This is a genomic window from Alsobacter ponti (assembly GCF_024294805.1).
In the GTDB taxonomy this organism is placed as follows: Bacteria; Pseudomonadota; Alphaproteobacteria; order Rhizobiales; family Beijerinckiaceae; genus Alsobacter; species Alsobacter ponti.
The window spans coordinates 1-24,196 of record NZ_JANCLU010000019.1; the positions used below are offsets into that span (position 1 = coordinate 1).

Consider the following 24,196-nt stretch of genomic DNA (forward strand, 5'->3'; position numbering starts at 1 on the left):
CCCATGCCGGACATGCCGCCCATGCCGGACATGCCGCCCATGCCGGACATTCCGCCCATGCCGGACATGCCGCCCATTCCGGACATGCCGCCCATCCCGGACATGCCCTGCTGCTGGGCGACCGCCGGGAGTGCGAGCAGGCCAACGAGAGCCGACGCGCACATGAGACCCTTGACGGACGTTTTCATCATGAACTCCTGAAAATGATTGGCGCCTCGTCCGGAAAGGGGAAACGAGGCCTATGCATCAGACGCGGGTTCCCCCAAACCCGCCCCCACGGACTTAGGACCGTGACTTCGAAGCCGGCCGCGCGCCCTCGCGGGGCGTCCTGGCGTGCCATCCCCGCAAATCGTAGGGAGGCGTCGCGCCGGGCCGGTTGAACGGCGTGAACCAGTCGCCCTGGTCGGCCTCGCCGAGGCCCGGCGGATAAGGCTGGGCGACGCCCTTGTAGAAGCGGGCGCGCCAGGCGGCGTCGTGCTGGACGCTCTTGATGGTCGGCGCGCCTTCCGGCCGCCGGTCGGGGTTCACGCCCGCGATCGGATACGCCGTCTGCGCCGCGCCCGGCGCGGCGAGACAAAGCGCAACCGCAAAACCCGCTGCCCAACCCGCGACCCGCATGTGCGACCCTTTCGTCGTCCGCTCAAAGCGGCGGACCACCATCGGATTGGCAATCGGCGTGCCAACGCGGAAGATGTTTCCAAGCGATTGAAATGACGAAGATAATTGGACTCGACGGGAGCCGGCTTCATGCCCGCCGATCTGCCAAGCTGGCAGTAAGCCACGCCGAAAGACGAAAAATCCTGATTGAAATCAGAAGGATAGGAGGCGGACCGCCATTCTGGCAGCGCCCGCCGGATCGGCAGAACCCGCCAGTCCGCGGGGTCGCCGATCGGGTGCGAACGTCCCTTCGGGTTCGCCCGGACAGTCTCAGGACGGTCCTTCGGAAAGGTCTGGCACGCGGACGCAAGCCGCCCCGTCCGGCGCGGGACCGCCGTTCAGAGCCAGCCGTTGCGCTTGAAACGCCAGTAAAGCGTCGCGCAGGCCGTCACGATCACCAGGATGGTCGCGTGGTAGCCGTATTCCCATTCCAGCTCGGGCATGAACTTGAAGTTCATGCCGTAGATGCCGGCGACGGCGGTGGGAACGGCGAGGATGGCCGCCCAGGCCGCCAGCCGCCGCGACACGGCGGTCTGCTCCGCCTGTCCGGCCATGACGCTGGCTTCGTAGGTGAAGGCGAGGACCTCGCGCTGCGCGTCGATGGCTTCCTGCACCCGCCGCACATGGTCCGTCACGTCGCGGAACAGCGGCTGCAAGGCCGCCTCGATCGGCATCACCTCCGAATGCTCGAGCCTGCGGCAGACATCGACGAGCGGCACCACGGCGTTGCGCAGGCGCAAGAGGTCGCGGCGAAGCTGGTAGAGCCGCTCGACCTCGTTGCCGGTGAGCAGCGAATTGACCACACGCTCCTCGAGCGCGTCGACCTCGTCCTCGATCATCTCGATGACGGGCATGTAGTTGTCGACGATGAAATCGAGGATGGCGTAGAGAATGTAGTTCTCTCCCCGCGCGAACGCGCCGGGGCAGGCCTCGGCCCGGTCGCGCACCGCCGCGTAGGAGGTGGAGGGGCCGTGGCGGACCGAAATCAGGTAGCCGTGGCCGAGGAAGACGTGCGTCTCGCCGAAGGCGATCCGGCCGTCCACCATCTGCGCCGTGCGCGCCACGATGAACAGCGTGTCGCCGTATTGCTCGATCTTCGGCCGCTGGTGCCCGCGCGAGGCGTCCTCGATGGCGAGGTCGTGCAGCTGGAATTCCTGCTGGATGGTGCGCAGCAGCTCGGCCGTCGGCTCGTAGAGGCCGATCCAGACGACGTGGCCGGGCTTCTGGGCCCACTCGCCGGCGCGCTCGACGGTGGTGTCCGTGATCCAGCGCCCGCCGCTATAGACGCGCGCCGCCACCACGCCGGGCTTGACGATCGGGCCCGCGCCCGCCCGCGCTCCTCCCGCTCCATCCGCCCGCTGCAACATGGCCGCCTTCCGTCGAGGTCCCGGCCGAGCATGCGCGCGAACGGGATTTCCGGCAACGGTGGGGCGCGGCGGAACGCCGGCCGGAGCGCGCGGGCCAGCCCGTCGGCTCCGCCGTCACGGCCGACCTCGTGGCCGTGCGCGGAAATTGGTTGGCGCGGAAGAGATGGCACTCTCATTTCGGGACGATGTGCACGAAATGGAAGGAGAATCTTCCACCGGCTCCATCCGCGGCAAGGCGGAAGTCTGACTTCGCGTCGGGGCGTCCGGTCGATCTCGCGCCCGGGACGAATGCTTACACGTTCAAACGAGCGGCCTTTTAAGCGGACCTTTCAACGTTCAACGAGACATATTTCCCTTACACACCTTCTACCGCCCAAATATCCAACACCGCAGCATCCTCGCGAATCTTTTTTACCGGCGCGTATTCGGGTGAATTCCAGAATTTCTTGATATGGTCGAGAGACGGAAATTCAAATATGACGAGCCGCCTCCCATCGTGAGTTCCTTCAAGGACAACCACTTCGGGACGCCGTACTATAAACCGACCGCCAGCCTTCGTTATCAGCGGGACGACCGCCTCAACATATTTTGCGTATTGTTGAGGGTCATTTACGGAGGATTGCACAACCATGTATGCGGGCATGAATTGACCTCCTGGTCGTGAGGGGCTCGAAGTTCATAAGAATGTTCTTAACACAGCGTCGGGAAAGTGCGCAGATCGGCCATCGGGGCGTTGACGCCAGGTCGTCCGATTCCGTGCAATTCCGCTCCGCTCTAGGCTTCGCCATCCCGGGACGGCAACCGGAGGCGGTGTCGCCCTGGGCGCAGCGGATGGCGAGCGGATATCAGGAGTAACGCCGGCCGGTGACACGTTTCCAGGCCGTAGTGACACGGGAGATTTTCACTAAAAGAAAGATATTTGGCTGGGGGACCTGGATTCGAACCAAGATTAACGGAGTCAGAGTCCGCTGTTCTACCGTTGAACTATCCCCCAGCGGGACCGGTCGCCGGCGGCGAGGCGGCCGGCGCGGTAGGCGGGTTCAATAGCGAAGCCGGGCGGCGTTGACAAGCGGGTCGTGGCGGATTTTCGCGCGGCTCCCGCCGGCCGGCGCGCGGCCGCCGGCAGGGTTTCCAAGGCCGGTGGGCCGTGGTCTAAAACGCGGGCGCGCGCCGCGCATCGCGGAGGTCCCCCCATGTGGCAGCCCAGTCCGTTCTATCCCGACCCCGCCGTCGAGGTGCTGGATCCGCGCTTTGAGGCCTACAGGATCGGCTCGGCCGCGGTGGAGCGGCTGGCGACGGGGATGCGGTGGAGCGAGGGGCCGGTGTGGTTCGGCGACGCGCGCTGCCTGTTGTGGAGCGACATCCCCAACGACCGCATCATGCGCTGGGACGAGGAGACGGGCGCGGTGTCGGTGTTCCGCAAGCCGTCGCGCAACGCCAACGGCAACACGCGCGACCGCCAGGGCCGGCTCGTGACCTGCGAGCACGGCGGACGGCGCGTCACCCGCACCGAGTATGACGGGCGGATCACGGTGCTGTGCGACAGCTTCGACGGCAAGCGGCTGAACTCGCCCAACGACGTGGTGGTGAAGTCGGACGGCTCGGTGTGGTTCACCGACCCGCCCTTCGGCATCGCCGGCAATTACGAGGGCGACCAGGCCGAGCCCGAGCTGCCGCAGAACGTCTATCGCGTCGACGGCGAGACGGGCGCGGTCTCCGTCGTCGTCGAGGCCTCGGCGGGGCCGAACGGCCTGTGCTTCTCGCCCGACGAAAGCGTGCTCTATGTCGTCGAATCGCGCGCGCGGCCGAACCGGCTGATCGTCGCCTACGATGTCCGCGACGGCGGCCGGGCGCTCGCCAACCGCCGCGTCGTCATCGATTGCGGAGCCGGGACCTCCGACGGAATGCGCTGCGACGTCGACGGCAATCTGTGGTGCGGCTGGGGCATGGGATCGCCGGAGCTCGACGGCGTGTGCGTGTTCGCGCCGGACGGCGCGCCGATCGGGCGCATCGCGCTGCCCGAGCGCTGCGCGAATGTCTGCTTCGGCGGGCGCAAGCGCAACCGGCTGTTCATGGCGGCGAGCCAGTCGGTCTACGCACTCTACGTCAACACGCAGGGCGTCGCGGGCGGCTGATCGGCGGGCTCAAGGCGCGCGGGGCAGGGGCCTCGCGGCGCGTGCGATGTCGGCCCAGGGGTCGCCCTTTGTCTTCAGCCGGTCGGGGATCGTGCGGACGTTGAAGGCGGCGGGGTCGAGCCCCGGCCGCAATTCGTCCCATTCGAGCGGCGTCGCCACCGGCGCGCCTTCCCGCGCCCGGCTCGAATAGGGCGCGACGGCGGTTGAGGTGGCGTCGTTGCGCAGATAGTCGATGAAGATACGGCCGACGCGCTCGGCCTTGGCGATGCGCGTGAGGAAACGGTCGGGCTCGCGCTCGCCGAGCCGGTTCGCCATGGCGCGCGCGAACGCCTTCACCTGCGGCCATTCGTGATCGCGCGTCAGCGGCGCGACGACGTGCAGGCCCTTGCCGCCGGTCGTCTTGACGAAGCAGACGAGCCCCGCCTCCTCGAGCTCGCGGCGGACGTCGCGCGCCGCCGCGACGACATCGGAGAAGGCGAGTCCTTCGCCCGGGTCGAGGTCGAGGATGACGCGGTCTGGCCTCGTGGGCTCGTCCACGCGCACGCCCCACGGGTGGATTTCGAGCACGCCGAGCTGCACGAGCGAGACCAGGCCCGTCGCGTCGCGCAAATAGAGATACGCGCCCGAGGTCTCCAGGCCCGGCACCGTGACGCGCGACAGCGACGCGGGAACGCCGGAGCCGGCGTGGCGCTGGTAGAAGCATTTCGAGCGCCGGCCCGTCGGGCAGCGCACCAGCGTGATCGGCCGGTCCGCGACGTGCGGCAGCATGGCCGGCGCCACGGCCTCGTAATAGGCCGCGAGGTCGCGCTTGGTGATGCCCTGTTCCGGATAGAGCACCTTGTCGGGGTGGGTGAGCCGGACCCCGGCGATCTCGGCCGTCTCGGCGGCGGGCTTGGCTGTGGCGCGTCGGGCGGCGGGCATCACGTCTCCGTCAGTTCGGCGATGAGGCGGGCGGGGCGGCCCTCGCTCGCCAGCTGCTCCATCGTGCATTGGCGCGGCGCCTTGTCGGGACGCCAGCGCACCAGCCGCGCCCCGTGCCGGAAGCGCTGGCCCGTCACCTGGTCGAACTGGACCTCGACGACGAGTTCGGGCCGCAGCGGTTCCCAGGCCGTGTCCTTGCCGGCGTTCCAGCGGCTGGGCCCGCCGGGCGCCTTGCCGGTGAAGCCCGGCGGCTCCACCAAAGCGAGAAGGCGAGGCGTCAGCTCCGCGCGCTCGGCCGCCGAGAGCGCCGAGGTGAAGCCCACGTGGTCGAGTAGCCCGGCTTCGTCGTAGAGGCCGAGCAGGAGCGAGCCGACGGTGCGCTTGCCGGCCTCGAAGCGGAAGCCGCCGACGACGCAGTCGGCGGTGCGCAGGCGCTTCACCTTCACCATGGCGCGCTCGCCCGGCGCGTAGGGAAGGTCGAGCCGCTTGGCGACCACGCCGTCGAGCGCGTCGCCCGCGAGGTCGAGCCAGCGCAGCGCCCGGGCGCGGTCGGGCGCGACGGGGGAGAGGCGCAGCGGCGCGTCGGCGGGCAGGCGGGCCATAAACGCCTCCAGCAGAAGGCGGCGCTCCGACAGCGGGCGGTCGGTCAGCGGGGCGCCGTCGGCCGCCAGCAGGTCGAAGGCGATCAGGACCGAGGGCGACTGCGCCGCCAGCTTGCGCACGCGGCTCTCGGCCGGATGCAGGCGCATCTGCAGCGCGTCGAAGGACAGCGAGTCGCCCTGCGGGATGACCAGTTCGCCGTCGAGCACGAAGCGGTCGGCGGGCAGGGCCCGCAGCGCCGCGACCATCTCGGGGAAGTACCGCGCCAGCGGCTTGCCCGACTTGGCGCGCAGGTCGACGTCGTCCCCCGAGCGGAAGGCGAGGCAGCGGAATCCGTCCCATTTCGGCTCGAAGCGCCAGTCCGGGCCGTCCGGAAGGTCCCCGGCGAGGCGGGCTTCCATGGGCTCGAAAGAGAGCGGCAGGGGCAGTCGCGGCAGGGCTCCGGACGCCGGGGCCGAACCGTCCTGAACGGGGGTATCGCGAGGCTTTAGCGGCATCGAATTCCGGGCATTGGCTCGCCGGTCAACGCGCGGGACCGGTCATCCTGTTCCCGCGAAAATTCAATCCGCCGCCGGAAGTCGCTTGCGCCCCTTGTTAATTGCCGCTTGACAATTGTGTCAGGAAACCGACGTTTTCAGGGCGCGCTCTGTCCCGCCATCCATGGCGTGGAGCAGCGTTGCGGTGTCGCGGGGGATGGAATGGTCAAGTCGACGGGTCGCAAGGCGACGCCCGGAAAGACCCTCGGGACGCAGGAGCTCCGCAAAGCCGTGGCGAAATCCGCCGCCGCCCCGAAGTCGAAAACCGCCGCCGAACGTCCCTCGCCCGCCACGCCCGCCGCGCCGAAGGCCTCGCCGTTGAAGGCGTCCTCGCCGAAGACGATTCCCGCCAGGCCCGCCCCGGCCGCGCCCACGAAACCCGGGGCTGCGGCGGCCAAGGCCGCGAAGGCGGCCAGGCCGGTCGCCAAGCCGGCGCAAGTCCCCAAGCCCGCGCAAGTCGCGCCGGTCGCCGCGCCCGCGCCGAAGCCGGGCCCTTCGCCGAGGGACGTGCTGGCGCGCATGAAGTCCCGCGGCGGGCCCCGCCGGGGCGTGAGGCTCTACGATCTGCGCGACAGTCACTGCCGCTGGGTCATCGAGGAGGCGGGGCAGGAGCTGGTGTTCTGCGGCGCGCCGCGCGTCGGGTCCTCGTCCTGGTGCGCGGAGCACCGCAAGATCGTCTATCCGCGCACGGCGCGCGACGGATCGGCCGAGCCCCCGACGCCGACGCGGACCAAGTAGCCGCGCGGTCAGCCTCCGGCGCGAGCCCGCTCGCGCAGTTCACGGCGGATGATCTTCCCCGTCGTGGTCAGCGGCAGGTCGTCGACGAACTCGATTTCCCGTGGATATTCATGGGCCGCGAGGCGGGTCTTCACGTGGTTCGCGATGTCCGCGGCGAGCGCGGGGTCGGGTGTGACGCCCTCCTTGACCACCACATAGGCCTTGACGATCTCGGTGCGGTCCGCGTCCGGCTTCCCCACCACGCCGGCGAGGCGCACGGCCGGATGGCGCAGCAGGCAATCCTCGATCTCGCCGGGCCCGATCCGGTATCCCGCCGACGTGATGACATCGTCGTCGCGCCCGACGAAGCGCAGCGCGCCGTCCGCTTCACGGACGCCGATGTCGCCGGTGACGAGCCAGTCGCCGCGAAACTTGGCGCGGGTCGCGGCGTCGTTGTTCCAGTAGCCGAGGAACATCACCGGGTCGCCCCGCCGCACCGCGATGTCGCCCTGCGTCCCGTCGGGGCAGCGTCGTCCGCTGGCGTCGATCACGTCGACGTCGTGGCCGGGGACGGGGCGGCCCATCACGCCGGCACGGTTCGGCGTCAGCCGCCCGCAGGAGGAGACGATCATGTTGCACTCGGTCTGGCCGTAGAACTCGTTGATCGTCACGCCGAGCACGTCGCGTCCCCACGCCAGCAACTCCGCCCCCAGCGTCTCGCCGCCACTCGCCACCGTGCGCAGGTCGAGCGTCCAGCGTGAGCGCGCGTCGGGCACGGCGCGCATCATCTTCAGCGCCGTCGGCGGGATGAAAGCGTTGCGCACGCGCTGGTCCTGAAGCAGCGCGAACGCCGCCTCCGCCGAGAACTTCGGGAAACGCCGGGCGACGACCGGCACGCCGTGATGCAGAGCCGGCAGCAGCACGTCGAGCAGGCCGCCGATCCAGGCCCAGTCGGCCGGCGTCCAGATCCGGTCGCCGGGCTGCGGAAACAGGTCGTGGCTGATCTCCACCCCCGGCAGGTGCCCCAGCAGAACGCGGTGGGCGTGCAGCGCGCCCTTGGGCTGGCCCGTGGTGCCCGAGGTGTAGATGATCAGGGCCGGGTCGTCCGGCCCGGTATCCACGGGGGTAAACCGGTCGGACTGTCCCGCCATCACGGAGGCGAGATCGACCGCGCCCTCCGGCTGGCCGTCGGTGGTGACGACCAGCTTCAGGTCGGGAAGGCCGTCGCGGATCGCGGCCAGCTTGGCCGCGCCTTCGGCGTTGGTGACGACCGCCGACGCGCCCGCGTCGCGCAGGCGATGGGTGAGCGCCTCCACGCCGAACAGCGTGAACAGCGGAATGGCGATGGCGCCGAGCTTGTAGGCCGCGATATGGGCGTAGGCGGTCTCCGGCGCCTGCGGCAGCAGGATGCCGACACGGTCGCCCCGGCCCACGCCGCGCGCGGCGAGGCCGTTGGCGAGGCGGTTGGTCGTGTCCCGCAATTCGCCGAAGGTGATGTCGCGCGCCGATCCGTCGTCGCGCACATGCACCAGCGCGACCCGGCCGGGGTCGCGCGCCGCCCAGCGGTCGCAAACGTCGACACCGATATTGTAGCGCTCCGGAATCACCCAGGAGAACCGGTCGCGGACCTCCTCGAAGCTGTCTCCGTTCGGAAGCATGCCGGCCCCGTCTGCTGCTGCGCGGACGATTTGTCGGTCATTCCTCGATGGGCTGCAAGCTCGCGTCGTCCTCACGCCCGCGCCTGACGGCCAGCTCCACCGACTCCGCGAAGCGCAGTTCGGCCGCCGCCGCGATGCCCTCCAGCCCGACGCCGATCTCGTGGCCGTGAATCTGCGCGGCGAGGCGGCGGCTGCGCTCCATGGTGTCGCGCAGCACGGCGGGATCGGGGGAGGGGCCGGGCGGGCGTTCCAGCGCGCCAGGAACGGCGATGCGATGCGTGCAGACGATCAGGAACTCCACGCGCTGGCGGTGGAGGCCGAAGGGCATCGTCAGGCGGATATAGTCGTAGTCGGCCGCGTTCCAGTGGGCGGATACGCGGCGGCAGACGGGCTGCCGCGCGTCGACGGCTTCCTGGTAGTGGGCGGTCACGAGCGCGCCGAACGCCTTGTCCTCGTAGTCGGCCGTCGTCAGGCCGGACATGTCGCGCGCGTCGGGATTGGTGACCGTCGCTCCGTAGTGCAGGAAGCGGAACCGGTTGGGCCCCTCGACCCGCAGGAGGTGGACGCGCCCCGGCTCGACCTGAATTCGCCTTGCGTCGAGGTCCGCCAGGGAGGGCAGGCCGTCGACTTCCAGCGACCACCAGTAGTCGACGAGCCTCCGAAGGTGGGGAGGTTCGATGTCGCCGAGCGGTACAAGGTGGGATCGGTCCAGCGAAAACACCGTCAACCTCGTCGCGGCGAGGCACGCCCGCCGCGCCACACGGTGGGCCAGCGCCACGCCGCGTCCCACGCGCCGACACTATCACGCTCCGCCGACGAATTGTGCATACAACCGTGGATAACGAAGCGGCGACGCTGGCGTGCTGACTCGCGGCCGTCAGGAGCAGATCTGGACGCGCCGCCAGTATGGGCGACCCCAGGCGTCATAGACACGCGCGTTCCGCCAGTAACATCCGGGGTTGTAGTAAACCGGGCCATTATAGGCGGGGTAGCCGTATCCGTAGCCGCCGTAACCGCCATAGCCATACCCGTAGGGAGCGGTCGCCAGCGCGCCGAGCGCCAGCCCTCCGATCAATCCCGCCGCGATCGCGGGGCCGGCATTGTAGTGCCGGTAGCCGTAACCGTAGTACCGGCCGGGATAATAGTGTCCGCCGCCCGGATAGTGGCGCGCGCCGTAGAAGCCGCGCGCCTGAGCCTGCGCCGGCGCAGCCGACGCGGCGATCGTGCCAACGCCGAGGGCAAGGGTGAGGCCCGCCGCCACGACACCGCGAACCGTTGACCGAACGAACATGGCGAGAACTCCCGTTCGAACGCGGCGTCCCTTGCTTCCGCGCCTTCGGACGCAAGCGCCGCACCTCCAGGGTTCAAGCTTTATTGAGATCGGCGGCGCGGTCGTGGAGAAATGCGAGCAAATTGATGGCGAGCCCTGCGAGGTCAGCCATATCCGCCGATAATCGGCAGGATTTCGCCGGTGATGTAGCTGGAGCACGACGGCGCGGCGAGGAAGACATAGGCCGGCGCGATCTCCTCGGGCTGGGCCGGCCGTTTCATCGGCACCGACGCGCCGAATTGGGCGACGTCTTTTCCCGTCTTGTCGGCGGGATTGAGCGGCGTCCACACCGGGCCCGGGGCGACGACGTTGACGCGGATTCCCCGCTCCAGCAGATGCCCGGCGAGCGACCGCCCGAACGCGTGGATGCCGCCCTTCGTCATCGAATAGTCCAGCAATTGCTTGCTGCCCATGATGCCGGTGACCGAGCCGGTGAGAAGGATGGAGCTGCCTTGCTTGAGATGGGGCAGGGCGGCCTTCACCATGTTGAAATAACCGTAGAGGTTCGTCTTCAGCGTGCGGTCGAAGTGTTCGTCCGTCAGGTCCTCGATTTTCTCGACATGCTCCTGGAAGGCGGCATTGTTGACGAGGATGTCGAGCTTGCCGAAGGCTTCGACCGTGCGGGACACGGCGTCCTTGCAATAGGCGGAGTCCGCCACGTCTCCGGGCAGCAGGATGCACCGGCGGCCTTCCTTCTCGATGGCCTGCTGGGTCTCGCGCGCATCCTCATGCTCGTCGAGATAGGCGACGGCCACGTCCGCGCCCTCGCGGGCGTAGAGCACGGCGACGGCGCGCCCGATGCCGGAATCCGCGCCGGTGATCAGCGCGGCCATGCCTTCGAGCTTGCCGGAACCGCGATAGGCTGGCGCCTCGAACATGGGACGCGGGTCGAGCTTCGACTCGAGGCCGGGCTTCGCTTGGTGCTGTTCGGGGAGCGGATTTTCGGGATAGCGCCGCTGCCCGAGCTGCGCCGGGCCCGCTTCGCCGCCGCCGCCGCCCTTCTTCTCGTCGATGCCGCGCTGGATGTCGCGCTCCGCCTGCGCCGTGCGGTCGGCCCGCGCGCGGTGCGCCGTGTCTCCGCCCTGGCCGCTACCGTGCTGCGTCGCCATGCTTTGTCTCCTCGGCCTTGTCTCCTCGGCCTCGTCTCCCCGGATGATGCGAATGACGGCGCGGCCCCAGGACCGGGGCCACGCCGCGAGTGGGTTCAGGACCCGCTGAGTCCCGACTTCGTCGACGTGCCGGAGGACGTTCCGCTGCCGTAGACCGACTGCGAGCTGCTTCCCGTCGTGGTCGACGAGGCGCCCGTGCTCGACGTCTGGCCGGAGCCGAGGCCGGTCGAGCCGATCGGGGTCGACTGGTTCTGGCTCACGCGCAGATTGTTCTGCACGTGGTTCACGCCGGAGACGCGCTCGGCGATGTCCTCCGCCCGGCGGCGGATATCGCGCCGGTCGACATTGCCGCTCAGCGTGACCTCGCAGTTCGAGACCGAGACCTCGACGTCGCTCGCGTCGATCATCGGATCGTCGGTCAGCCGGTCGCAGATCTCTTCCCGGATGCGGTCGTCGGAGCGCGCATAGCCCTTGGGGCCTCGGCCGCGATGTTCGCCGCGCTCGTCCATGCGGCGGCGGCGCTCGGCGTCCTCGTCGCCGAACCACGAGGCGACCTCGTCGGTCGCCCGGTCCAAGAAGCCGCGGTCGTTGTCGCCGCCATAGCGGCCGGACGATCCGCGCCAGCTCTCGTCACGGCCGTAGCCGCCCCAGCCTTCGCTCGAGCCGCCCGTCCACGACGAGCCATAGTCCTGCCGGCCCGAGCGGCCGTAGCCGGAACCGTAGCCGCGCTCGCCGGAACCGTAGCCGGACGGACCGGCCTCTCCGCGATAGGAGGAGTCGCCGCGATAGCCCGAGCCGCCGCCATACGAAGAGCCGCCGGAGCCGCGCCCATAGCCGCCGGAGCCGCCATATTCACCGCCCTGCGACATGCCGCGGTGATGGCTCGGCCCGTAGTCGGGGCTGCGTCCGCCCTCGCCGGACCACATGCCGCGGTCGTCGTCGCGCCGCTCGTCCCAGCGCTCGCGTTCGTTCCAGCGCTCGCGGCCCGAGCCGTAGCGGTCCTGCTCGTGTCTCCATCGATCCTGATTGGCCATCGAAGCCTCCCGATTGGCTGATGTCCGACCCTCTGGTCGGGCTGGGGAGCGGATGAAACGCCATCTCGATAGGTCGGTTCCGCGCCGCTTCGGGGAGCCTCACCGACGTTCGGGCTTGCCTCCGGGCCGCCGCCGACGCCATCTGGACGGGCGGGAACGAGGGAGCTTCGGCATGGCGAGCGACGAGATCCGGGTCGAGCGGGCGGACGGGGTGACGACGATCACGATGGCGCGCGCCGCCAAGAAGAACGCGATCACGACCGCCATGTACGCGGCGATGGCCGAGGCGTTTCGCGACGCCGATTCAGACCCTGGCGTCGGGGCCGTCGTGCTCTCCGGCGAGGGCGGCGTGTTCACCGCCGGCAACGATCTGCGCGACTTCCTCGACAATCCGCCGCGCGGGCCCGACGCGCCGGTTCGCCGCTTCCTCGACGCGGTCGCCTTTTGCCGCAAGCCGGTCGTCGCCTCCGTGCCGGGGCTCGCCGTCGGCGTGGGCGCGACCATCCTGCTCCACTGCGATCTCGTCTATGCGTCGCCCAAGGCGCGGTTCCTGACGCCGTTCGTGGGGCTCGGCCTGGTGCCGGAGGCGGCGAGCACGCTGCTCTTGCCGCGCCTCGTCGGGCACGCGCGGGCGGCGCGGCTCCTGATGCTGGGCGAGGGGATTGACGCCGACACCGCGCTCGCTTGGGGACTGGCGAGCGCCGTCGTCCCCGAGGACGAGCTGGAGCGGGCGTCGCGCGCCGCCGCGAGCCGCCTTGCCGCGCTGCCGCGCGAGGCGCTGCTGGAGACGAAGCGACTGATGCGACCCGACCCGGACGAACTGGCCGCCGCCATGCAGCGCGAGTTCGACGCTTTCGCGGAACGTCTCGATTCGGCGGAGGCGAAGGCGGCCTTCGCGGCCTTCCTCGCGCGCTAGTAGACCCACTGCTCGGGCACGCGCACCTCCACCGCGTCGCCGGCGCGGACCGTCCCGGCGCGCTCGACCCACGCCACCAGCCCGCGCAGCCGGGCGGCCGCCTTGACGAAGGCGAGGTCGAGGCCCGCGCGGTCCGGGTACTGCTTCGCGATCGCCCGTCCCGGGTTGCGGCAAGGCGTGTTCAGCTCCTCGACCGCGAGCACGGCGCCCCCGGCGAAAAACAGGCGGGAGCCCCGCGCCAGCATGGACAGGTTCTCCACCCCGTCGATCACCATGTTGGCGCCCAGCCATTCGGGCCTGACGGCCGGGACGTCGAGCCCCCGGGCGATCGTCGCCAGCTCGGCGGTCGAGACGATCGAGACCTGGCGGGAATTGCGGATCGGCTCCCCGCGCCGGTACCACGGCGTCCGCGCGTCGGCGGCGCGGGCATGGCCCCGGTGACGCTCGATCGCGATCCCCGGCAGGACGAAGCCCTCGAGGTCGAGCTCGGCCTCGTCGACCGGGCGGGTGACGAAGCCGTCCCCGTCGGCGACAAAAAGGCCGGCGAGGGTCGCCGGAATGCGGCGCGCGGGGGTGATTCCGAAGGACCTGGACATTGGAACTTTCAATGGAGCCGGATTCCAACATGCATTCTGTCGAACCGCCGACATTCGGGCTGGAGATCGCGGCCGAAACCGGCAAGACGATCGCGGTTTCGGATCGACTTCCGTGTCAGTCGTCCGGTCCCCGGGCCCTGAGCAGGTCGAAGTCGCACCCCTCGTCGGCCTGCAGCACGTGGTCGCGAAACAGGCGGGCATAGCCCCGGTTTTCCGCCGGCCGTGGCGGCCTGGGGGTCCATTCCTCCCGCCGGCGCGCCAGTTCGGCCTCGTCCACCAGCAGGTCGATGGTCCGCGCCTCCACGTCCAGGCGGATCCTGTCGCCATCCCGCACCAAGGCGAGCGGCCCCCCGACCGCCGCCTCCGGCGCGATGTGAAGCACGATGGTGCCGAAGGCCGTCCCGGACATGCGGGCGTCCGAGATGCGCACCATGTCCTTCACTCCCTCGCGGGCGAGCTTGCGGGGAATCGGCAAATAGCCGCTCTCGGGCATCCCCGGCGCGCCCTTCGGGCCGGCGTTGCGCAGCACGAGCACGTCCTGCGCCGTCACGTCGAGCGCGGGGTCGTCCATGCGCGCGGTCATGTCCTCGACGTCCTCGAACACCACCGCGCGGCCCTCGTGTCGCATCAGCGCGGGAGAGGCGGCCGACTGCTTGATGACCGCGCCGCGAGGGGCGAGGTTGCCGCCGAGCACCGCCATGCTGCCCTCGGGCGACACGGGGTTGTCCCGGCTGCGGATCACCGTCTGCCCGGGCGTGTCCTCGGCCGCGTCGATCCACGCGCCAAGGGTCTCTCCCGTGATGGTGGGAGCGCCGGCCGCGAGATGCTCGCGGATCTCGCGCAGCAGTCGCGGAACGCCGCCGGCATGGTGGAAGTGCTCCATGTAGTGCTGGCCCGAGGGCTTGAGGTCGACCAAAACCGGCACCTCCCGGCCCAGTCTGTCGAACGTGGCGTAGTCGAGCGGCAGGCCCGCCCGCCCCGCGATCGCCGCGAGGTGCACCAGCCCGTTGGTGGACCCGCCGATCGCCTGAAGCACGGCCATGGCGTTGCGCAGCGAATCCGCCGTCACGATCTCGTTCGGCCTGGGCCCCTTGCAGGCTGCCATGGCGGCGGCGGCGCGACCGGTCGCCTCGGCGATCCGCAGCCGGTCGGCGTGGGTGGCGGGCGCGGTCGCGGAGCCGGGCAGGGCGATGCCCATCGCCTCGGCCATGCAGGCCATCGTGCTGGCCGTGCCCATCACCATGCAGGTGCCGACGGACGGCGCGAGACGGCCGGCGATGGCTTCCATCTCGGCCGCGTCGATACGTCCGCCGCGATGCTCGCCCCACAGGCGGCGGCAGTCGGTGCAGGCCCCGAGCACCTCGCCGCGATGATGCCCGACCACCATCGGTCCCACCGGCAGGACGATGGCGGGGATGCCGGCGCTGACGGCGGCCATGATCTGCGCCGGCATGGTCTTGTCGCACCCGCCGATCAGCACGATGGCGTCCATCGGCTGCGCGCGGATCATCTCCTCGGTGTCCATCGCCATCAGGTTGCGCAGGTACATCGAGGTCGGATGCGCGAAGGATTCGTGGATGGAGATGGTCGGGAAGGCCATGGGCAGCGCCCCGGCCAGCATGACGCCGCGGCGGATCGCCTCGACCAGCTGCGGAACGTTGCCGTGGCACGGATTGAAGTCGCTGCGGGTGTCCGCGATTCCGACGATGGGGCGGTCCAGGGCGTCGTCCGAATAGCCCGCCGCCTTGATGAACACCTTGCGCAGGAAGAGCGAAAAACCCGGGTCGCCGTAGGAGGTGAGCCCCTTGCGCAGCCCGCTGTTCTCGGCATCCCGCGTCATGTCCGTTCCTCCGCCTGCGCGCGGCCGGTTGTGTCGACTCGCGTGGGCCTGCATCAAACAGGCCGTCACCGGCCACCGCAACCTCGCAGACCGTCCCGCATGCGCCGATGTGCTATGCACAGGCCGGTCCACTCCTCGGGCAAGCCCATGATCCGCGTCACAGGCCGCATTTCCCTCGATGAGCGTGAGCTCGACGAAAGCTTCCTGCGGGCGTCGGGCCCCGGCGGGCAGAACGTCAACAAGGTGGAGACGGCGGTTCAGCTGCGCCTCGACGTGGCCCGCTCGCCGTCTCTCCCCGACGAGGTCAAGGAGAGGCTGAAGGCGCTCGCGGGCAGCCGGATGACGCAGGACGGCGTGCTGGTCATCACGGCCCAGCGCCACCGCACGCAGGAGCGCAACCGGCAAGACGCGCTGGAGCGCCTGCTCGACCTCATCCGTCAGGCGGCCGTGCGCCCGCTCGTGCGCCGTCCCACGCGTCCGACTCTCGCCTCGAAGAAGCGGCGTCTCGACAGCAAAAGCCGCCGGGCGACCGTCAAGAAGCTGCGCGGCGAGAAGCCGCCGGGAGATTGATTGCCGGGCCGCCATTCTCCCGCCAGCATCGTCTTGCATGGAAAGCGGTTCGCGGCCGGGTTCGGCGAGCCAAGTCGCTTTGCAGTGCGGCACGACACCGTTTACGTTATGCCGTGAATGAGATGAAGGAGCCGACGTGCCGGTTGACGACGCAGGCGCAGTCACCAGCAGCCTCGACGGGGACACCGCCGAGCTGACGACGGTCGCGCGTCCACTGGCTCCGCCGATCCCTCAGCGGCCGCACCACCAGGCCCCATCGCGACGGCCGGAGACGTCCACCTACGCGGCGCTCGATCTCGGCACCAATAATTGCCGCCTGCTGGTCGCGCGGCCGTCATCCGACGGATTTCGCGTCGTCGACGCCTTCTCGCGCATCGTCAGGCTGGGCGAAGGGCTGGGCGCGTCGGGGCGGCTCAAGGAAGCCGCCATCGGCCGCACAATCGAAGCGCTGAAGGTGTGCAGGAGCAAGATGGAGGCGCGCGGCGTCGGCCGGGCGCGGCTCATCGCCACCGAGGCGTGCCGCGCCGCCGCCAACGGAGGCGAGTTCATCGCCCGTGTCCGGGAGGAGGCCGACCTCGAGCTAGAGATCGTCGACCGCGAGACGGAAGCCCACCTCGCCGTGGCCGGATGCGCCGCGCTGGCCGATTCCCGCGCGTCCGGCGTACTCCTGTTCGACATCGGCGGCGGGTCGTCGGAGCTCGTCTGGCTGGACGGGCCCGCCGGCCGGCGCGGCGAACTGCGCGATCGCGTCCGCTTCTGGACGTCGCTGCCCGTCGGCGTCGTGACGCTCGCCGAGCGGCACGGCGGCGTGGAGGTCAGCCGCGAATCCTTCGAGCGCATGGTGATCGAAGTCGAGGACATGCTGTCGCAATTCGCCGCTGACGTCGCCGGCTCCGAGCGCTGCGACAAGTTTCATTTGCTCGGCACGTCCGGCACGGTCACCACCATCGCCGGCGTCCATTTGCGGCTGCCGCGCTACGACAGGCGTCAGGTCGACGGGCTGTGGATGCACGACGCCGACGTCGAGACCGTGATGGACCAGTTGCTCGACATGAGTTTCGACCAGCGCGCCGCGAACCCCTGCATCGGGTCCGAACGCGCCGACCTGGTGCTGGCCGGCTGCGCGATCCTCGAGGCGATCCGGCGGGCTTTCCCCGCCGACCGCCTGCGCATCGCCGATCGCGGGCTCAGGGAAGGCATCCTGATGGAGCTGATGAGCGCCGACGGCGTCTGGACCTCAAGGCGCGGGCGGTACGCGTGAGCGGCAAGGGCGCATCGGGCCGAGAGGGCGGACGGTCCCTCAAGCAGCGCGTGAAGACCGCCCGGAAGCGGACGGTATCGCAGACACGCTGGCTGGAACGTCAGCTCAACGATCCGTACGTGGCGCGCGCCAAGCGCGAAGGCTACAAGTCCCGCGCCGCCTACAAGCTCAAGGAGATGGACGAGAAGTTCCATCTGTTCCGGCCGGGCCAGCGCGTCTTGGACCTCGGGGCCGCTCCGGGCGGCTGGTCGCAGGTGGCCGCCGCGCGCGTCGGTTCGGTGGAGGGGCGCGGCCGGGTGATCGGCATCGACCTCCTCGACATCGATCCCTTGCCCGGCGTCGAGTTCACGGTCATGGACTTCCTCGACGAGGACGCCCCCGAGCGGCTCAAGGCCATGCTGGGAGGGCAAGCCGACGTGGTCATGTCCGACATGGCGGCCAACGCCACGGGGCACAAGAAGACCGATCATCTGAAGATCGTCGCCCTGGCCGAACTCGCCATCGACTTCGCCCGGCAAGTGCTCGCGCCCGGTGGCGCGTTCGTCGCCAAGGTCCTCCAGGGGGGCACAGAAGGGCAGCTTCTGGCCGATCTCAAGCGGGACTTCGCGGTGGTGCGGCACGTCAAGCCGGCCGCCAGCCGCGCCGATTCCGCCGAACTCTACGTTCTCGCGACCGGCTTTCGCGGGGGGAAGACGAGCCCGGCCGTCGCGGACGGCTGATTTCCGCTTTCGACTCGGGTCGGTCCGTGCTAACAGCACGCGCCAACTCGTCATCGCGAGCGCCGGGCGTAAGCCTCGGCGCTTTTTCTATTCGCACATCCATCCGGGGAGTTGGCCATGCTCATCAGGGAAGCGTTGACATTCGATGACGTGCTGCTCCAGCCCGGTCATTCCGAGGTCATGCCCGGCGATGTCGATATCCGGACCCGCCTGACCCGCAGCATTCATCTCAACCTGCCGATCATCTCCTCGGCGATGGACACGGTGACGGAAGCCCGGCTGGCGATCGCCATGGCGCAGGCCGGCGGCATCGGCGTCATTCATCGCAACCTCACGCCCGACGAGCAGGCGATGGAGGTTCGCTCCGTCAAGAAGTTCGAGAGCGGCATGGTGGTGAACCCGGTCACCATCCATCCCGACGAGACGCTGGACGACGCCCTCAGCCTGATGCGCCGGCACGGCATCTCGGGCATTCCGGTGGTCGAGCGCGGGCCCGCCAACAAGCCGGGCAAGCTCGTCGGCATCCTCACCAACCGCGACGTGCGCTTCGCCACCAGCCCCAATCAGCCCGTAGCCGAACTGATGACCAAGGATCGGCTGATCACCGTGCGGGAAGGCGTCGGCCAGGACGAGGCGAAGCGGCTGCTGCACCAGTTCCGCATCGAGAAGCTGCTCGTCGTCGACGATCATTTCCGCTGCATCGGCCTGATCACCGTGAAGGACATGGAGAAGCAGGTCGCTCATCCCAACGCGTCCAAGGACGCGCAGGGCCGCCTGCGGGTGGCGGCCGCGACGACGGTCGGTGAGCAGGGCTTCCTGCGCTCGGAAATGCTCATCGAGGCCGGCTGCGACGTCATCGTCGTCGACACGGCGCACGGCCATTCGCAGCGCGTGCTGGAGTCCGTCACGCGGGTGAAGAAGCTGTCCAATTCGGTGCAGGTGATCGCCGGCAACGTGGCGACCGGCGCCGGCACCCAGGCGCTGATCGACGCGGGCGCGGACGCGGTCAAGATCGGCATCGGGCCGGGCTCGATCTGCACCACCCGCATCGTGGCGGGCGTCGGCGTGCCGCAGCTCACCGCCATCATGGACGCGGCCGAGGTGGCGCTGCGCAACGACATTCCGGTGATCGCGGACGGCGGCATCAAGTTCTCGGGTGACCTCGCCAAGGCGCTGGCGGCGGGCGCCGAGTGCGCCATGGTCGGTTCGCTGCTGGCCGGCACGGACGAGAGCCCGGGCGAGGTGTTCCTGTACCAGGGCCGCTCGTTCAAGGCCTATCGCGGCATGGGCTCGGTCGGCGCGATGGCGCGCGGCTCGGCAGACCGCTATTTCCAGCAGGACATCAAGGACACGCTGAAGCTGGTGCCGGAAGGCATCGAGGGGCAGGTGCCGTACAAGGGACCGGTCGGGGGCGTGCTGCACCAGCTGGCCGGCGGCCTTCGCGCCGCGATGGGCTATGTCGGCGCGAGGACCCTGGCGGATTTCCGCGAGCGCGCGGAGTTCGTGCGCATTACCTCGGCGGGCTTGCGCGAGAGCCACGCGCATGACGTGACCATCACGCGCGAAAGCCCGAACTATCCGATGTCGCGGTGACGTCGAAGGCCGCTCAGTAGGTGCGGCCGGTCTCGAGCTGCGTCTTCGCGTCGAGCTTCTTGGCGGGCGGGGCGGCGGGCGCGGGCGGCGGAGGCGGCGCCGTCGCGCAGGCGGCGAGAGCGACGGCGACGGCGGCGAGGCAAGCAATGCGGGAAATGCGGGTCATCGTGAAATCCATCGTGGAAAGGCCGGAATCGGCGTGGAAATGTTGAAAGCTCAAACATGGCCGCAAAACGGCGAGAGCCCGGCCGAGGGATCTGACGCATGACGCCGGCCGCCCGACTCTCCGCCGCCATCGAGGTGCTGGCCGATATCGAGGCCCGCCGCCGGCCGGCCTCCGACGCGTTGAAGGACTGGGGGCTCGGCCACCGCTTCGCCGGGTCGGGAGACCGCTCGGCCATCGCTGGCCTGGTCTATGACGTCCTGCGCCGGCGCGCCTCCGCCGCGCACGTCATGGGCGAGGCCTCGCCGCGCGCCCTGCTGCTGGGAGGAATTCGGCTCGCCCGCAACTGGTCAGTGGCCCGGTTCGACGATCTGTGCTCCGGCGCGCGCTTCGCGCCCGAACCGCTGACCGACGCCGAACGCGCGGCCCTGGAGCATCCCTCTCTGGCCGATGCGCCGCCTCACGTCGCGGGCGACTATCCCGAATGGCTCGACGCGCAACTGGCCGAGGCGTTCGGCGAGGGGCGCGTGGAGGAGGCGCAGGCGCTGGCGCAACGCGCCCCGGTGGACCTGCGCGTCAATACGCTCAAGACGACGCGCGAGAAGGCGGCTGCCGAGCTGGCGCATTTCGGCGTGACGCCGACCGCGCGCGCGCCGCTCGGCCTGCGCATCGTGATCGGCGAGGACGCGCGCGCTCCCGCCGTGCAGGCCGAGCCGGCGTTCCAGAAAGGCTGGATCGAGGTTCAGGACGAAGGCTCGCAACTGGCCGCGCAACTGGCGGCGGCCGATCCCGACATGCAGGTCGTCGACCTGTGCGCCGGCGCCGGCGGCAAGACCCTGGCGCTCGCCGCGGCGATGGATAATCGGGGGCAGATCTTCGCCACCGACACGGACAAGCGTCGGCTGGCCCCGATCTTCGACCGCCTCACCCGGGCCGGCGTGCGCAACGCGCAGGTGCTCGCCCCAAGGGGCAAGGACGACGAGCCTCTCGCCAAGCTGGCCGGGCGGGCCGATCTCGTCGTCGTCGACGCGCCGTGCACCGGCTCCGGCACCTGGCGGCGAAACCCGGACGCCAAGTGGCGGATGCGGCCCAACAGCCTCGACGACCGGCTGGCCGACCAGGCCGCCGTGCTGGCCCGCGCCGCCCGGCTGGTGAAGCAGGGCGGGCGTATCGCCTACATCACCTGCTCGTTCCTGCCGGCCGAGAACGACGGGCAGATCGAGCGCTTCCTGGCCGGCAATCCCGGTTTCCGGCTGATTCCGCCCGCGCGGGTGGCCGAGGATGCGGGCCTGGCCGACCTGGCCGCCTTCACCAGCATCCGCGGCCAGGGACTGCAATTGAGCCCGCGCAGAACCGGGACCGACGGGTTCTTCGTCGCCCTTCTGCGCCGGGTGGAGTAAAAGGCCGGCGCGTCCCGCCGCCCAGACCGAACGAATGATACGGGGTCCGAATGTCCGAGCAGCAGCACGAGAAGGTTCTCATCGTCGATTTCGGCAGCCAGGTGACGCAGCTCATCGCGCGCAGGGTGCGGGAAGAGGGCGTGTACTCCGAAATCGTGCCGTTCCAGTCGGCCGAGGCCGCCTTCCACGCCATGAAGCCGAAGGCGGTGATCCTATCCGGCGGGCCTGAGTCCGTGCATGAGGAAGGCAGCCCCCGCGCGCCCCAGGCCATTTTTGAAAGCGGCGTCCCGGTGCTGGGGATCTGCTACGGCCAGATGACCATGGCCGCCCAGCTCGGCGGCGAGGTGGAGGGCGGACACCACCGCGAGTTCGGCCGCGCCGAGGTCGAGGCCCTGGACGATTGCGGCCTGTTCGAGGACGTCTGGCGCAAGGGCGAGTCCTATCCCGTGTGGATGAGCCATGGCGACCGCATCACCAGGCTGCCGCCGGGCTTCGCCCGGTATGGAACGTCGGAGAACGCCCCCTTCGCCGTCATCGGCGACGAGAAGCGGCGCTATTACGGGCTGATGTTCCACCCCGAGGTGATCCACACGCCGCATGGCGCCGCCCTGTTGCGCAACTTCGTCCGCCGCATCGCCGGGCTGAAAGGCGACTGGTCGATGAAGGCGTTCCGCCAGGAGGCGGTGGCGCGCATCCGCGAGCAGGTCGGCTCCGGGCGGGTGATCTGCGGGCTGTCCGGCGGCGTTGACTCGGCCGTTGCGGCCGTGCTGATCCACGAGGCCATCGGCGACCAGCTCACCTGCGTCTTCGTCGACCACGGACTGCTCCGCCTCGGCGAGGCCAAGAAGGTCGTGGCGCTGTTTCGCGACAGCTACAACATCCCCCTCGTTCACGTCGACGCTTCCAGCGAGTTCCTGGGCGCGCTGGCGGGGGTCACCGATCCCGAGGTCAAGCGCAAGACCATCGGCTCGCTGTTCATCGACGTGTTCGACAAGGAGGCCAAGGCGGTCGGCGGGGCGGACTTCCTCGCCCAGGGCACCCTGTATCCGGACGTGATCGAGAGCGTATCGTTCACCGGCGGCCCGTCGGTGACCATCAAGTCGCACCACAATGTCGGCGGCCTGCCGGCCCGCATGCGCATGAAGCTCGTCGAGCCGCTACGCGAGCTGTTCAAGGACGAGGTGCGCGAGCTCGGGCGTGAGCTCGGGCTGCCGGAGGCCTTTGTCGGCCGCCATCCGTTCCCGGGCCCGGGCCTGGCCATTCGCATTCCCGGCGAGGTGACGCGCGAGAAGTGCGATGTCCTTCGCCTGGCCGACGAGATCTTCCTCGAGGAGATCCGCAGGGCAGGGCTCTACGACGACATCTGGCAGGCGTTCGCGGTGCTGCTGCCGGTGCGCACCGTCGGCGTGATGGGAGACGGCCGCACCTACGACCACGTCTGCGCGCTGCGCGCCGTCACCTCCGTGGACGGCATGACGGCCGATTTCTACCCGTTCGACATGTCGTTCCTGGGACGCGCCGCCACGCGCATCATCAACGAGGTGCGCGGCATCAACCGCGTCGTCTACGACGTCACCTCCAAGCCGCCCGGCACGATCGAGTGGGAGTGAGCCGGCGGTTCTCTCCATTGCCGGGCTCGTGCTTCGTCCTGCACACTGCCGCGCGAGGCGGGCTGCGGGAGCGATTCCCGCGCGGCGCCGCGTGAACGCGGGATGGGAACGACCATGCTTACCTTGATCGCCGGACTGATCCTCCTGTTGGGCGTCCATGTTCTGACGACCCTTCGGCCGCTGCGGGCGCAACTCGTCGGGCGGTTGGGGGAGGGCCTCTACAAGGGCCTCTACAGCCTGGCCTCGCTGCTGGGCCTGCTGCTGATCGTGTTCGGCTACAAGGCATACCGCGCCAGCGGCTACATCGACGTGTGGAGCCCGCCGCTCGGCATGCGCCACCTCGTCATCCTGCTGATGTGGTTCGCGATGGTGGCGCTTGTCGCGGCCTATGCCCCGCCGAGCCGGATCAAGAGGGCGCTCAAGCATCCGATGCTCGTCGGCGTCAAGATCTGGGCGCTGGCGCATCTGCTCGCCAACGGGGATCTCGGCTCCATCGTGCTGTTCGGCTCGGTCCTCGCCTGGGCGGTCTACGACCGCATCTCGCTGAAGCGGCGTGAACCGACCGAGGGCGCACCCGCCCTTGCGCAAGGATCGGCGAAGAACGACGTCATCGTCGTCGCGGTCGGCACGGTGGTCTGGGTCGCCGTGATCTGGCTGCATCCTTACCTGATCGGCGTGCCTGTGATCGGCTGACGGCCGCGACGCATGACAAACCGGGCGTCCCGTGCTAATCGCCGGGACCGACTCCGCGGGCCAAGGCCCGCCTGACCGTGGACGCATGCCGTCCGGAAGGAACCCACCACGGCCATGGCCGATATTTTTCGCGAAATCGACGAGGAAGTCCGCCGGGACAAAGCCCTCGAAGCCTGGAAGAAGCACGGCAACAAGGTGATCGGGCTCGCCCTCGTGGCGGTGCTCGCCACGGCCGGCTGGCGCGTCTACGACTTCTACGCCACCAAGCAGGCGCAGGAAGCGGGCGCCCGCTTCGAGACCGCGCTCGAGGCCTCGCGCGACGGCCGGACCGAGGAGGCCGAGCGTGAGCTCGCCGCCATCGCGAAGGACGGCAGCAAGGGCTACCAGACGCTCGCTCGCGTCCGCGAGGCCGCGGAAATCGCGAAGTCGAAGCCGGACGAGGCCGTCAAGACCTATGACGCCATCGCCGCGGACGCCTCCTACCCGGCGACGCTGCGCGACGTGGCCCGGCTGCGGGCGGCGCTGCTGCTCGTCGACACCGCGGGCCCGGCGGACATGAAGGCCAGGCTCGACCCGCTGCTTTCCGGGCCGTTCGCAGCCAACGCGCGCGAACTCCTGGCGCTGGCCTCGCTGAAGGCCGGCGACCTGGACGGCGCCGGGCGTTATCTCGACGAGATCATCGTCGACCGGGCCGCGCCCTCGTCGCTGCGCCAGCGGGCCGACCTGCTGATGGCGATCGTGCGCGCCGGACCGGTCAAGCCGGCGAACTGA

The 24,196-nt window shown here is 69.7% G+C and carries 24 protein-coding genes, 1 tRNA gene and 1 pseudogene; 11 read left to right on the plus strand and 15 right to left on the minus strand.

Going from position 1 to position 24,196, the window contains the following annotated elements; all coding sequences use genetic code 11:
• The 5 genes and pseudogenes from NK718_RS16970 to NK718_RS16990 all read right to left on the minus strand — a co-directional run.
• Positions 1 to 188 (minus strand): annotated as a pseudogene (locus NK718_RS16970) (hypothetical protein); the annotation flags it as partial.
• 94 nt (positions 189 to 282) lie between these two features.
• Complete coding sequence (locus NK718_RS16975; protein ID WP_254744698.1) at positions 283 to 528, minus strand: hypothetical protein; 246 nt, start codon at positions 526 to 528, stop codon at positions 283 to 285.
• A gap of 467 nt (positions 529 to 995) precedes the next feature.
• Complete coding sequence (gene corA, locus NK718_RS16980; RefSeq protein ID WP_254744700.1) at positions 996 to 2,024, minus strand: magnesium/cobalt transporter CorA; 1,029 nt, start codon at positions 2,022 to 2,024, stop codon at positions 996 to 998.
• A 355-nt stretch (positions 2,025 to 2,379) separates the two neighbouring features.
• A complete protein-coding gene (locus NK718_RS16985; protein WP_254744702.1) occupies positions 2,380 to 2,667 on the minus strand; it encodes a DUF1330 domain-containing protein in 288 nt (95 codons plus the stop codon).
• Positions 2,668 to 2,944: 277 nt separating this feature from the next.
• Positions 2,945 to 3,018 (minus strand) — tRNA-Gln (locus tag NK718_RS16990).
• 199 nt (positions 3,019 to 3,217) lie between these two features.
• On the opposite strand from NK718_RS16990, the gene NK718_RS16995 reads away from it, so the two are divergent.
• Positions 3,218 to 4,159, plus strand: coding sequence for an SMP-30/gluconolactonase/LRE family protein (locus NK718_RS16995; RefSeq protein ID WP_254744705.1), 942 nt, complete (start codon positions 3,218 to 3,220; stop codon positions 4,157 to 4,159).
• 9 nt (positions 4,160 to 4,168) lie between these two features.
• Here NK718_RS16995 and ligD read toward each other — a convergent pair whose 3' ends face one another.
• Together ligD and NK718_RS17005 are read right to left on the minus strand one after the other, a co-directional pair.
• A complete protein-coding gene (ligD, locus tag NK718_RS17000; protein ID WP_254744707.1) occupies positions 4,169 to 5,080 on the minus strand; it encodes a non-homologous end-joining DNA ligase in 912 nt (303 codons plus the stop codon).
• Positions 5,080 to 6,081 (minus strand): ATP-dependent DNA ligase, encoded by a 1,002-nt coding sequence (locus NK718_RS17005; protein WP_254744710.1) that lies wholly within the window; start codon positions 6,079 to 6,081, stop codon positions 5,080 to 5,082. The genes ligD and NK718_RS17005 overlap by 1 nt, the downstream gene beginning before the upstream one ends.
• A gap of 366 nt (positions 6,082 to 6,447) precedes the next feature.
• Here NK718_RS17005 and NK718_RS17010 point away from each other — a divergent pair, with 366 nt between their 5' ends.
• Positions 6,448 to 6,954 carry a GcrA family cell cycle regulator gene (locus NK718_RS17010; protein ID WP_254744712.1) on the plus strand — a complete coding sequence of 169 codons (507 nt, stop codon included), beginning with the start codon at positions 6,448 to 6,450 and terminating at the stop codon, positions 6,952 to 6,954.
• Between the two features lie 8 nt (positions 6,955 to 6,962).
• On the opposite strand, the gene NK718_RS17015 is transcribed toward NK718_RS17010, so the two are convergent.
• The 5 genes from NK718_RS17015 to NK718_RS17035 form a co-directional block, all read right to left on the minus strand.
• A complete protein-coding gene (locus NK718_RS17015; RefSeq protein WP_254744714.1) occupies positions 6,963 to 8,591 on the minus strand; it encodes an acyl-CoA synthetase in 1,629 nt (542 codons plus the stop codon).
• Between the two features lie 37 nt (positions 8,592 to 8,628).
• A complete protein-coding gene (locus NK718_RS17020; protein WP_254744716.1) occupies positions 8,629 to 9,369 on the minus strand; it encodes a hypothetical protein in 741 nt (246 codons plus the stop codon).
• A 99-nt stretch (positions 9,370 to 9,468) separates the two neighbouring features.
• Positions 9,469 to 9,882 carry a hypothetical protein gene (locus NK718_RS17025; protein WP_254744718.1) on the minus strand — a complete coding sequence of 138 codons (414 nt, stop codon included), beginning with the start codon at positions 9,880 to 9,882 and terminating at the stop codon, positions 9,469 to 9,471.
• A 143-nt stretch (positions 9,883 to 10,025) separates the two neighbouring features.
• Positions 10,026 to 11,030, minus strand: coding sequence for an SDR family oxidoreductase (locus NK718_RS17030; RefSeq protein ID WP_254744720.1), 1,005 nt, complete (start codon positions 11,028 to 11,030; stop codon positions 10,026 to 10,028).
• A gap of 95 nt (positions 11,031 to 11,125) precedes the next feature.
• The gene (locus tag NK718_RS17035) at positions 11,126 to 12,064 is read right to left on the minus strand and encodes a BON domain-containing protein (RefSeq protein WP_254744722.1); all 939 of its coding nucleotides are present in this window, start codon (positions 12,062 to 12,064) and stop codon (positions 11,126 to 11,128) included.
• A 172-nt stretch (positions 12,065 to 12,236) separates the two neighbouring features.
• On the opposite strand from NK718_RS17035, the gene NK718_RS17040 reads away from it, so the two are divergent.
• The gene (locus NK718_RS17040; RefSeq protein ID WP_254744724.1) at positions 12,237 to 12,980 is read left to right on the plus strand and encodes an enoyl-CoA hydratase; all 744 of its coding nucleotides are present in this window, start codon (positions 12,237 to 12,239) and stop codon (positions 12,978 to 12,980) included.
• Here the strand turns inward: NK718_RS17040 and NK718_RS17045 are convergent.
• On the minus strand, positions 12,977 to 13,576 hold the full coding sequence (locus NK718_RS17045; RefSeq protein ID WP_254744726.1) for an MOSC domain-containing protein: 600 nt from the start codon (positions 13,574 to 13,576) through the stop codon (positions 12,977 to 12,979). The two genes, NK718_RS17040 and NK718_RS17045, sit on opposite strands and share 4 nt — an antisense overlap.
• Positions 13,577 to 13,691: 115 nt before the next feature.
• Entirely contained in the window at positions 13,692 to 15,416 is a 1,725-nt protein-coding gene (locus NK718_RS17050; RefSeq protein ID WP_254744728.1) for an IlvD/Edd family dehydratase, read from the minus strand.
• A gap of 147 nt (positions 15,417 to 15,563) precedes the next feature.
• Between NK718_RS17050 and arfB the strand changes: the two genes are divergently transcribed.
• The 4 genes from arfB (at position 15,564) to guaB (ending at position 19,559) form a co-directional block, all read left to right on the plus strand.
• The gene (gene arfB, locus NK718_RS17055) at positions 15,564 to 15,986 is read left to right on the plus strand and encodes an alternative ribosome rescue aminoacyl-tRNA hydrolase ArfB (RefSeq protein WP_254744730.1); all 423 of its coding nucleotides are present in this window, start codon (positions 15,564 to 15,566) and stop codon (positions 15,984 to 15,986) included.
• Positions 15,987 to 16,212: 226 nt separating this feature from the next.
• Positions 16,213 to 17,247: a Ppx/GppA phosphatase family protein gene (locus tag NK718_RS17060; protein ID WP_254744886.1), complete on the plus strand. Its 1,035-nt coding sequence runs from the start codon at positions 16,213 to 16,215 to the stop codon at positions 17,245 to 17,247.
• Positions 17,244 to 17,966: an RlmE family RNA methyltransferase gene (locus tag NK718_RS17065; protein ID WP_254744732.1), complete on the plus strand. Its 723-nt coding sequence runs from the start codon at positions 17,244 to 17,246 to the stop codon at positions 17,964 to 17,966. Before NK718_RS17060 ends, NK718_RS17065 begins: the two co-directional genes overlap by 4 nt.
• Before the next feature lie 117 nt (positions 17,967 to 18,083).
• A complete protein-coding gene (gene guaB / locus NK718_RS17070; protein WP_254744734.1) occupies positions 18,084 to 19,559 on the plus strand; it encodes an IMP dehydrogenase in 1,476 nt (491 codons plus the stop codon).
• Between the two features lie 13 nt (positions 19,560 to 19,572).
• Here guaB and NK718_RS17075 read toward each other — a convergent pair whose 3' ends face one another.
• Positions 19,573 to 19,725, minus strand: coding sequence for a hypothetical protein (locus NK718_RS17075; RefSeq protein ID WP_254744736.1), 153 nt, complete (start codon positions 19,723 to 19,725; stop codon positions 19,573 to 19,575).
• 98 nt (positions 19,726 to 19,823) lie between these two features.
• Here NK718_RS17075 and NK718_RS17080 point away from each other — a divergent pair, with 98 nt between their 5' ends.
• The 4 genes from NK718_RS17080 to NK718_RS17095 all read left to right on the plus strand — a co-directional run bounded on the left by NK718_RS17080 (position 19,824) and on the right by NK718_RS17095 (position 24,196).
• A complete protein-coding gene (locus tag NK718_RS17080) occupies positions 19,824 to 21,122 on the plus strand; it encodes an RsmB/NOP family class I SAM-dependent RNA methyltransferase (RefSeq protein WP_254744738.1) in 1,299 nt (432 codons plus the stop codon).
• A gap of 50 nt (positions 21,123 to 21,172) precedes the next feature.
• Positions 21,173 to 22,732, plus strand: coding sequence for a glutamine-hydrolyzing GMP synthase (gene guaA / locus NK718_RS17085; protein WP_254744740.1), 1,560 nt, complete (start codon positions 21,173 to 21,175; stop codon positions 22,730 to 22,732).
• A 114-nt stretch (positions 22,733 to 22,846) separates the two neighbouring features.
• Positions 22,847 to 23,425 carry an NnrU family protein gene (locus NK718_RS17090; protein WP_371877313.1) on the plus strand — a complete coding sequence of 193 codons (579 nt, stop codon included), beginning with the start codon at positions 22,847 to 22,849 and terminating at the stop codon, positions 23,423 to 23,425.
• Positions 23,426 to 23,539: 114 nt separating this feature from the next.
• Complete coding sequence (locus NK718_RS17095; protein WP_254744744.1) at positions 23,540 to 24,196, plus strand: tetratricopeptide repeat protein; 657 nt, start codon at positions 23,540 to 23,542, stop codon at positions 24,194 to 24,196.

Bases quoted from the DNA above. Each gene is read 5' to 3' on its own strand.
- corA (WP_254744700.1), bottom strand. From the start codon at position 2,024: ATGTTGCAGCGGGCGGATGGAGCGGGAGGAGCGCGGGCGGGCGCGGGC.
- NK718_RS16985 (WP_254744702.1), bottom strand. From the start codon at position 2,667: ATGCCCGCATACATGGTTGTGCAATCCTCCGTAAATGACCCTCAACAA.
- NK718_RS16995 (WP_254744705.1), top strand. From the start codon at position 3,218: ATGTGGCAGCCCAGTCCGTTCTATCCCGACCCCGCCGTCGAGGTGCTG.
- ligD (WP_254744707.1), bottom strand. From the start codon at position 5,080: ATGCCCGCCGCCCGACGCGCCACAGCCAAGCCCGCCGCCGAGACGGCC.
- NK718_RS17005 (WP_254744710.1), bottom strand. From the start codon at position 6,081: ATGGAAGCCCGCCTCGCCGGGGACCTTCCGGACGGCCCGGACTGGCGC.
- NK718_RS17015 (WP_254744714.1), bottom strand. From the start codon at position 8,591: ATGCTTCCGAACGGAGACAGCTTCGAGGAGGTCCGCGACCGGTTCTCC.
- NK718_RS17025 (WP_254744718.1), bottom strand. From the start codon at position 9,882: ATGTTCGTTCGGTCAACGGTTCGCGGTGTCGTGGCGGCGGGCCTCACC.
- NK718_RS17030 (WP_254744720.1), bottom strand. From the start codon at position 11,030: ATGGCGACGCAGCACGGTAGCGGCCAGGGCGGAGACACGGCGCACCGC.
- NK718_RS17035 (WP_254744722.1), bottom strand. From the start codon at position 12,064: ATGGCCAATCAGGATCGATGGAGACACGAGCAGGACCGCTACGGCTCG.
- NK718_RS17040 (WP_254744724.1), top strand. From the start codon at position 12,237: ATGGCGAGCGACGAGATCCGGGTCGAGCGGGCGGACGGGGTGACGACG.
- NK718_RS17045 (WP_254744726.1), bottom strand. From the start codon at position 13,576: ATGTCCAGGTCCTTCGGAATCACCCCCGCGCGCCGCATTCCGGCGACC.
- NK718_RS17050 (WP_254744728.1), bottom strand. From the start codon at position 15,416: ATGACGCGGGATGCCGAGAACAGCGGGCTGCGCAAGGGGCTCACCTCC.
- arfB (WP_254744730.1), top strand. From the start codon at position 15,564: ATGATCCGCGTCACAGGCCGCATTTCCCTCGATGAGCGTGAGCTCGAC.
- guaB (WP_254744734.1), top strand. From the start codon at position 18,084: ATGCTCATCAGGGAAGCGTTGACATTCGATGACGTGCTGCTCCAGCCC.
- NK718_RS17075 (WP_254744736.1), bottom strand. From the start codon at position 19,725: ATGACCCGCATTTCCCGCATTGCTTGCCTCGCCGCCGTCGCCGTCGCT.
- NK718_RS17080 (WP_254744738.1), top strand. From the start codon at position 19,824: ATGACGCCGGCCGCCCGACTCTCCGCCGCCATCGAGGTGCTGGCCGAT.
- guaA (WP_254744740.1), top strand. From the start codon at position 21,173: ATGTCCGAGCAGCAGCACGAGAAGGTTCTCATCGTCGATTTCGGCAGC.
- NK718_RS17090 (WP_371877313.1), top strand. From the start codon at position 22,847: ATGCTTACCTTGATCGCCGGACTGATCCTCCTGTTGGGCGTCCATGTT.
- NK718_RS17095 (WP_254744744.1), top strand. From the start codon at position 23,540: ATGGCCGATATTTTTCGCGAAATCGACGAGGAAGTCCGCCGGGACAAA.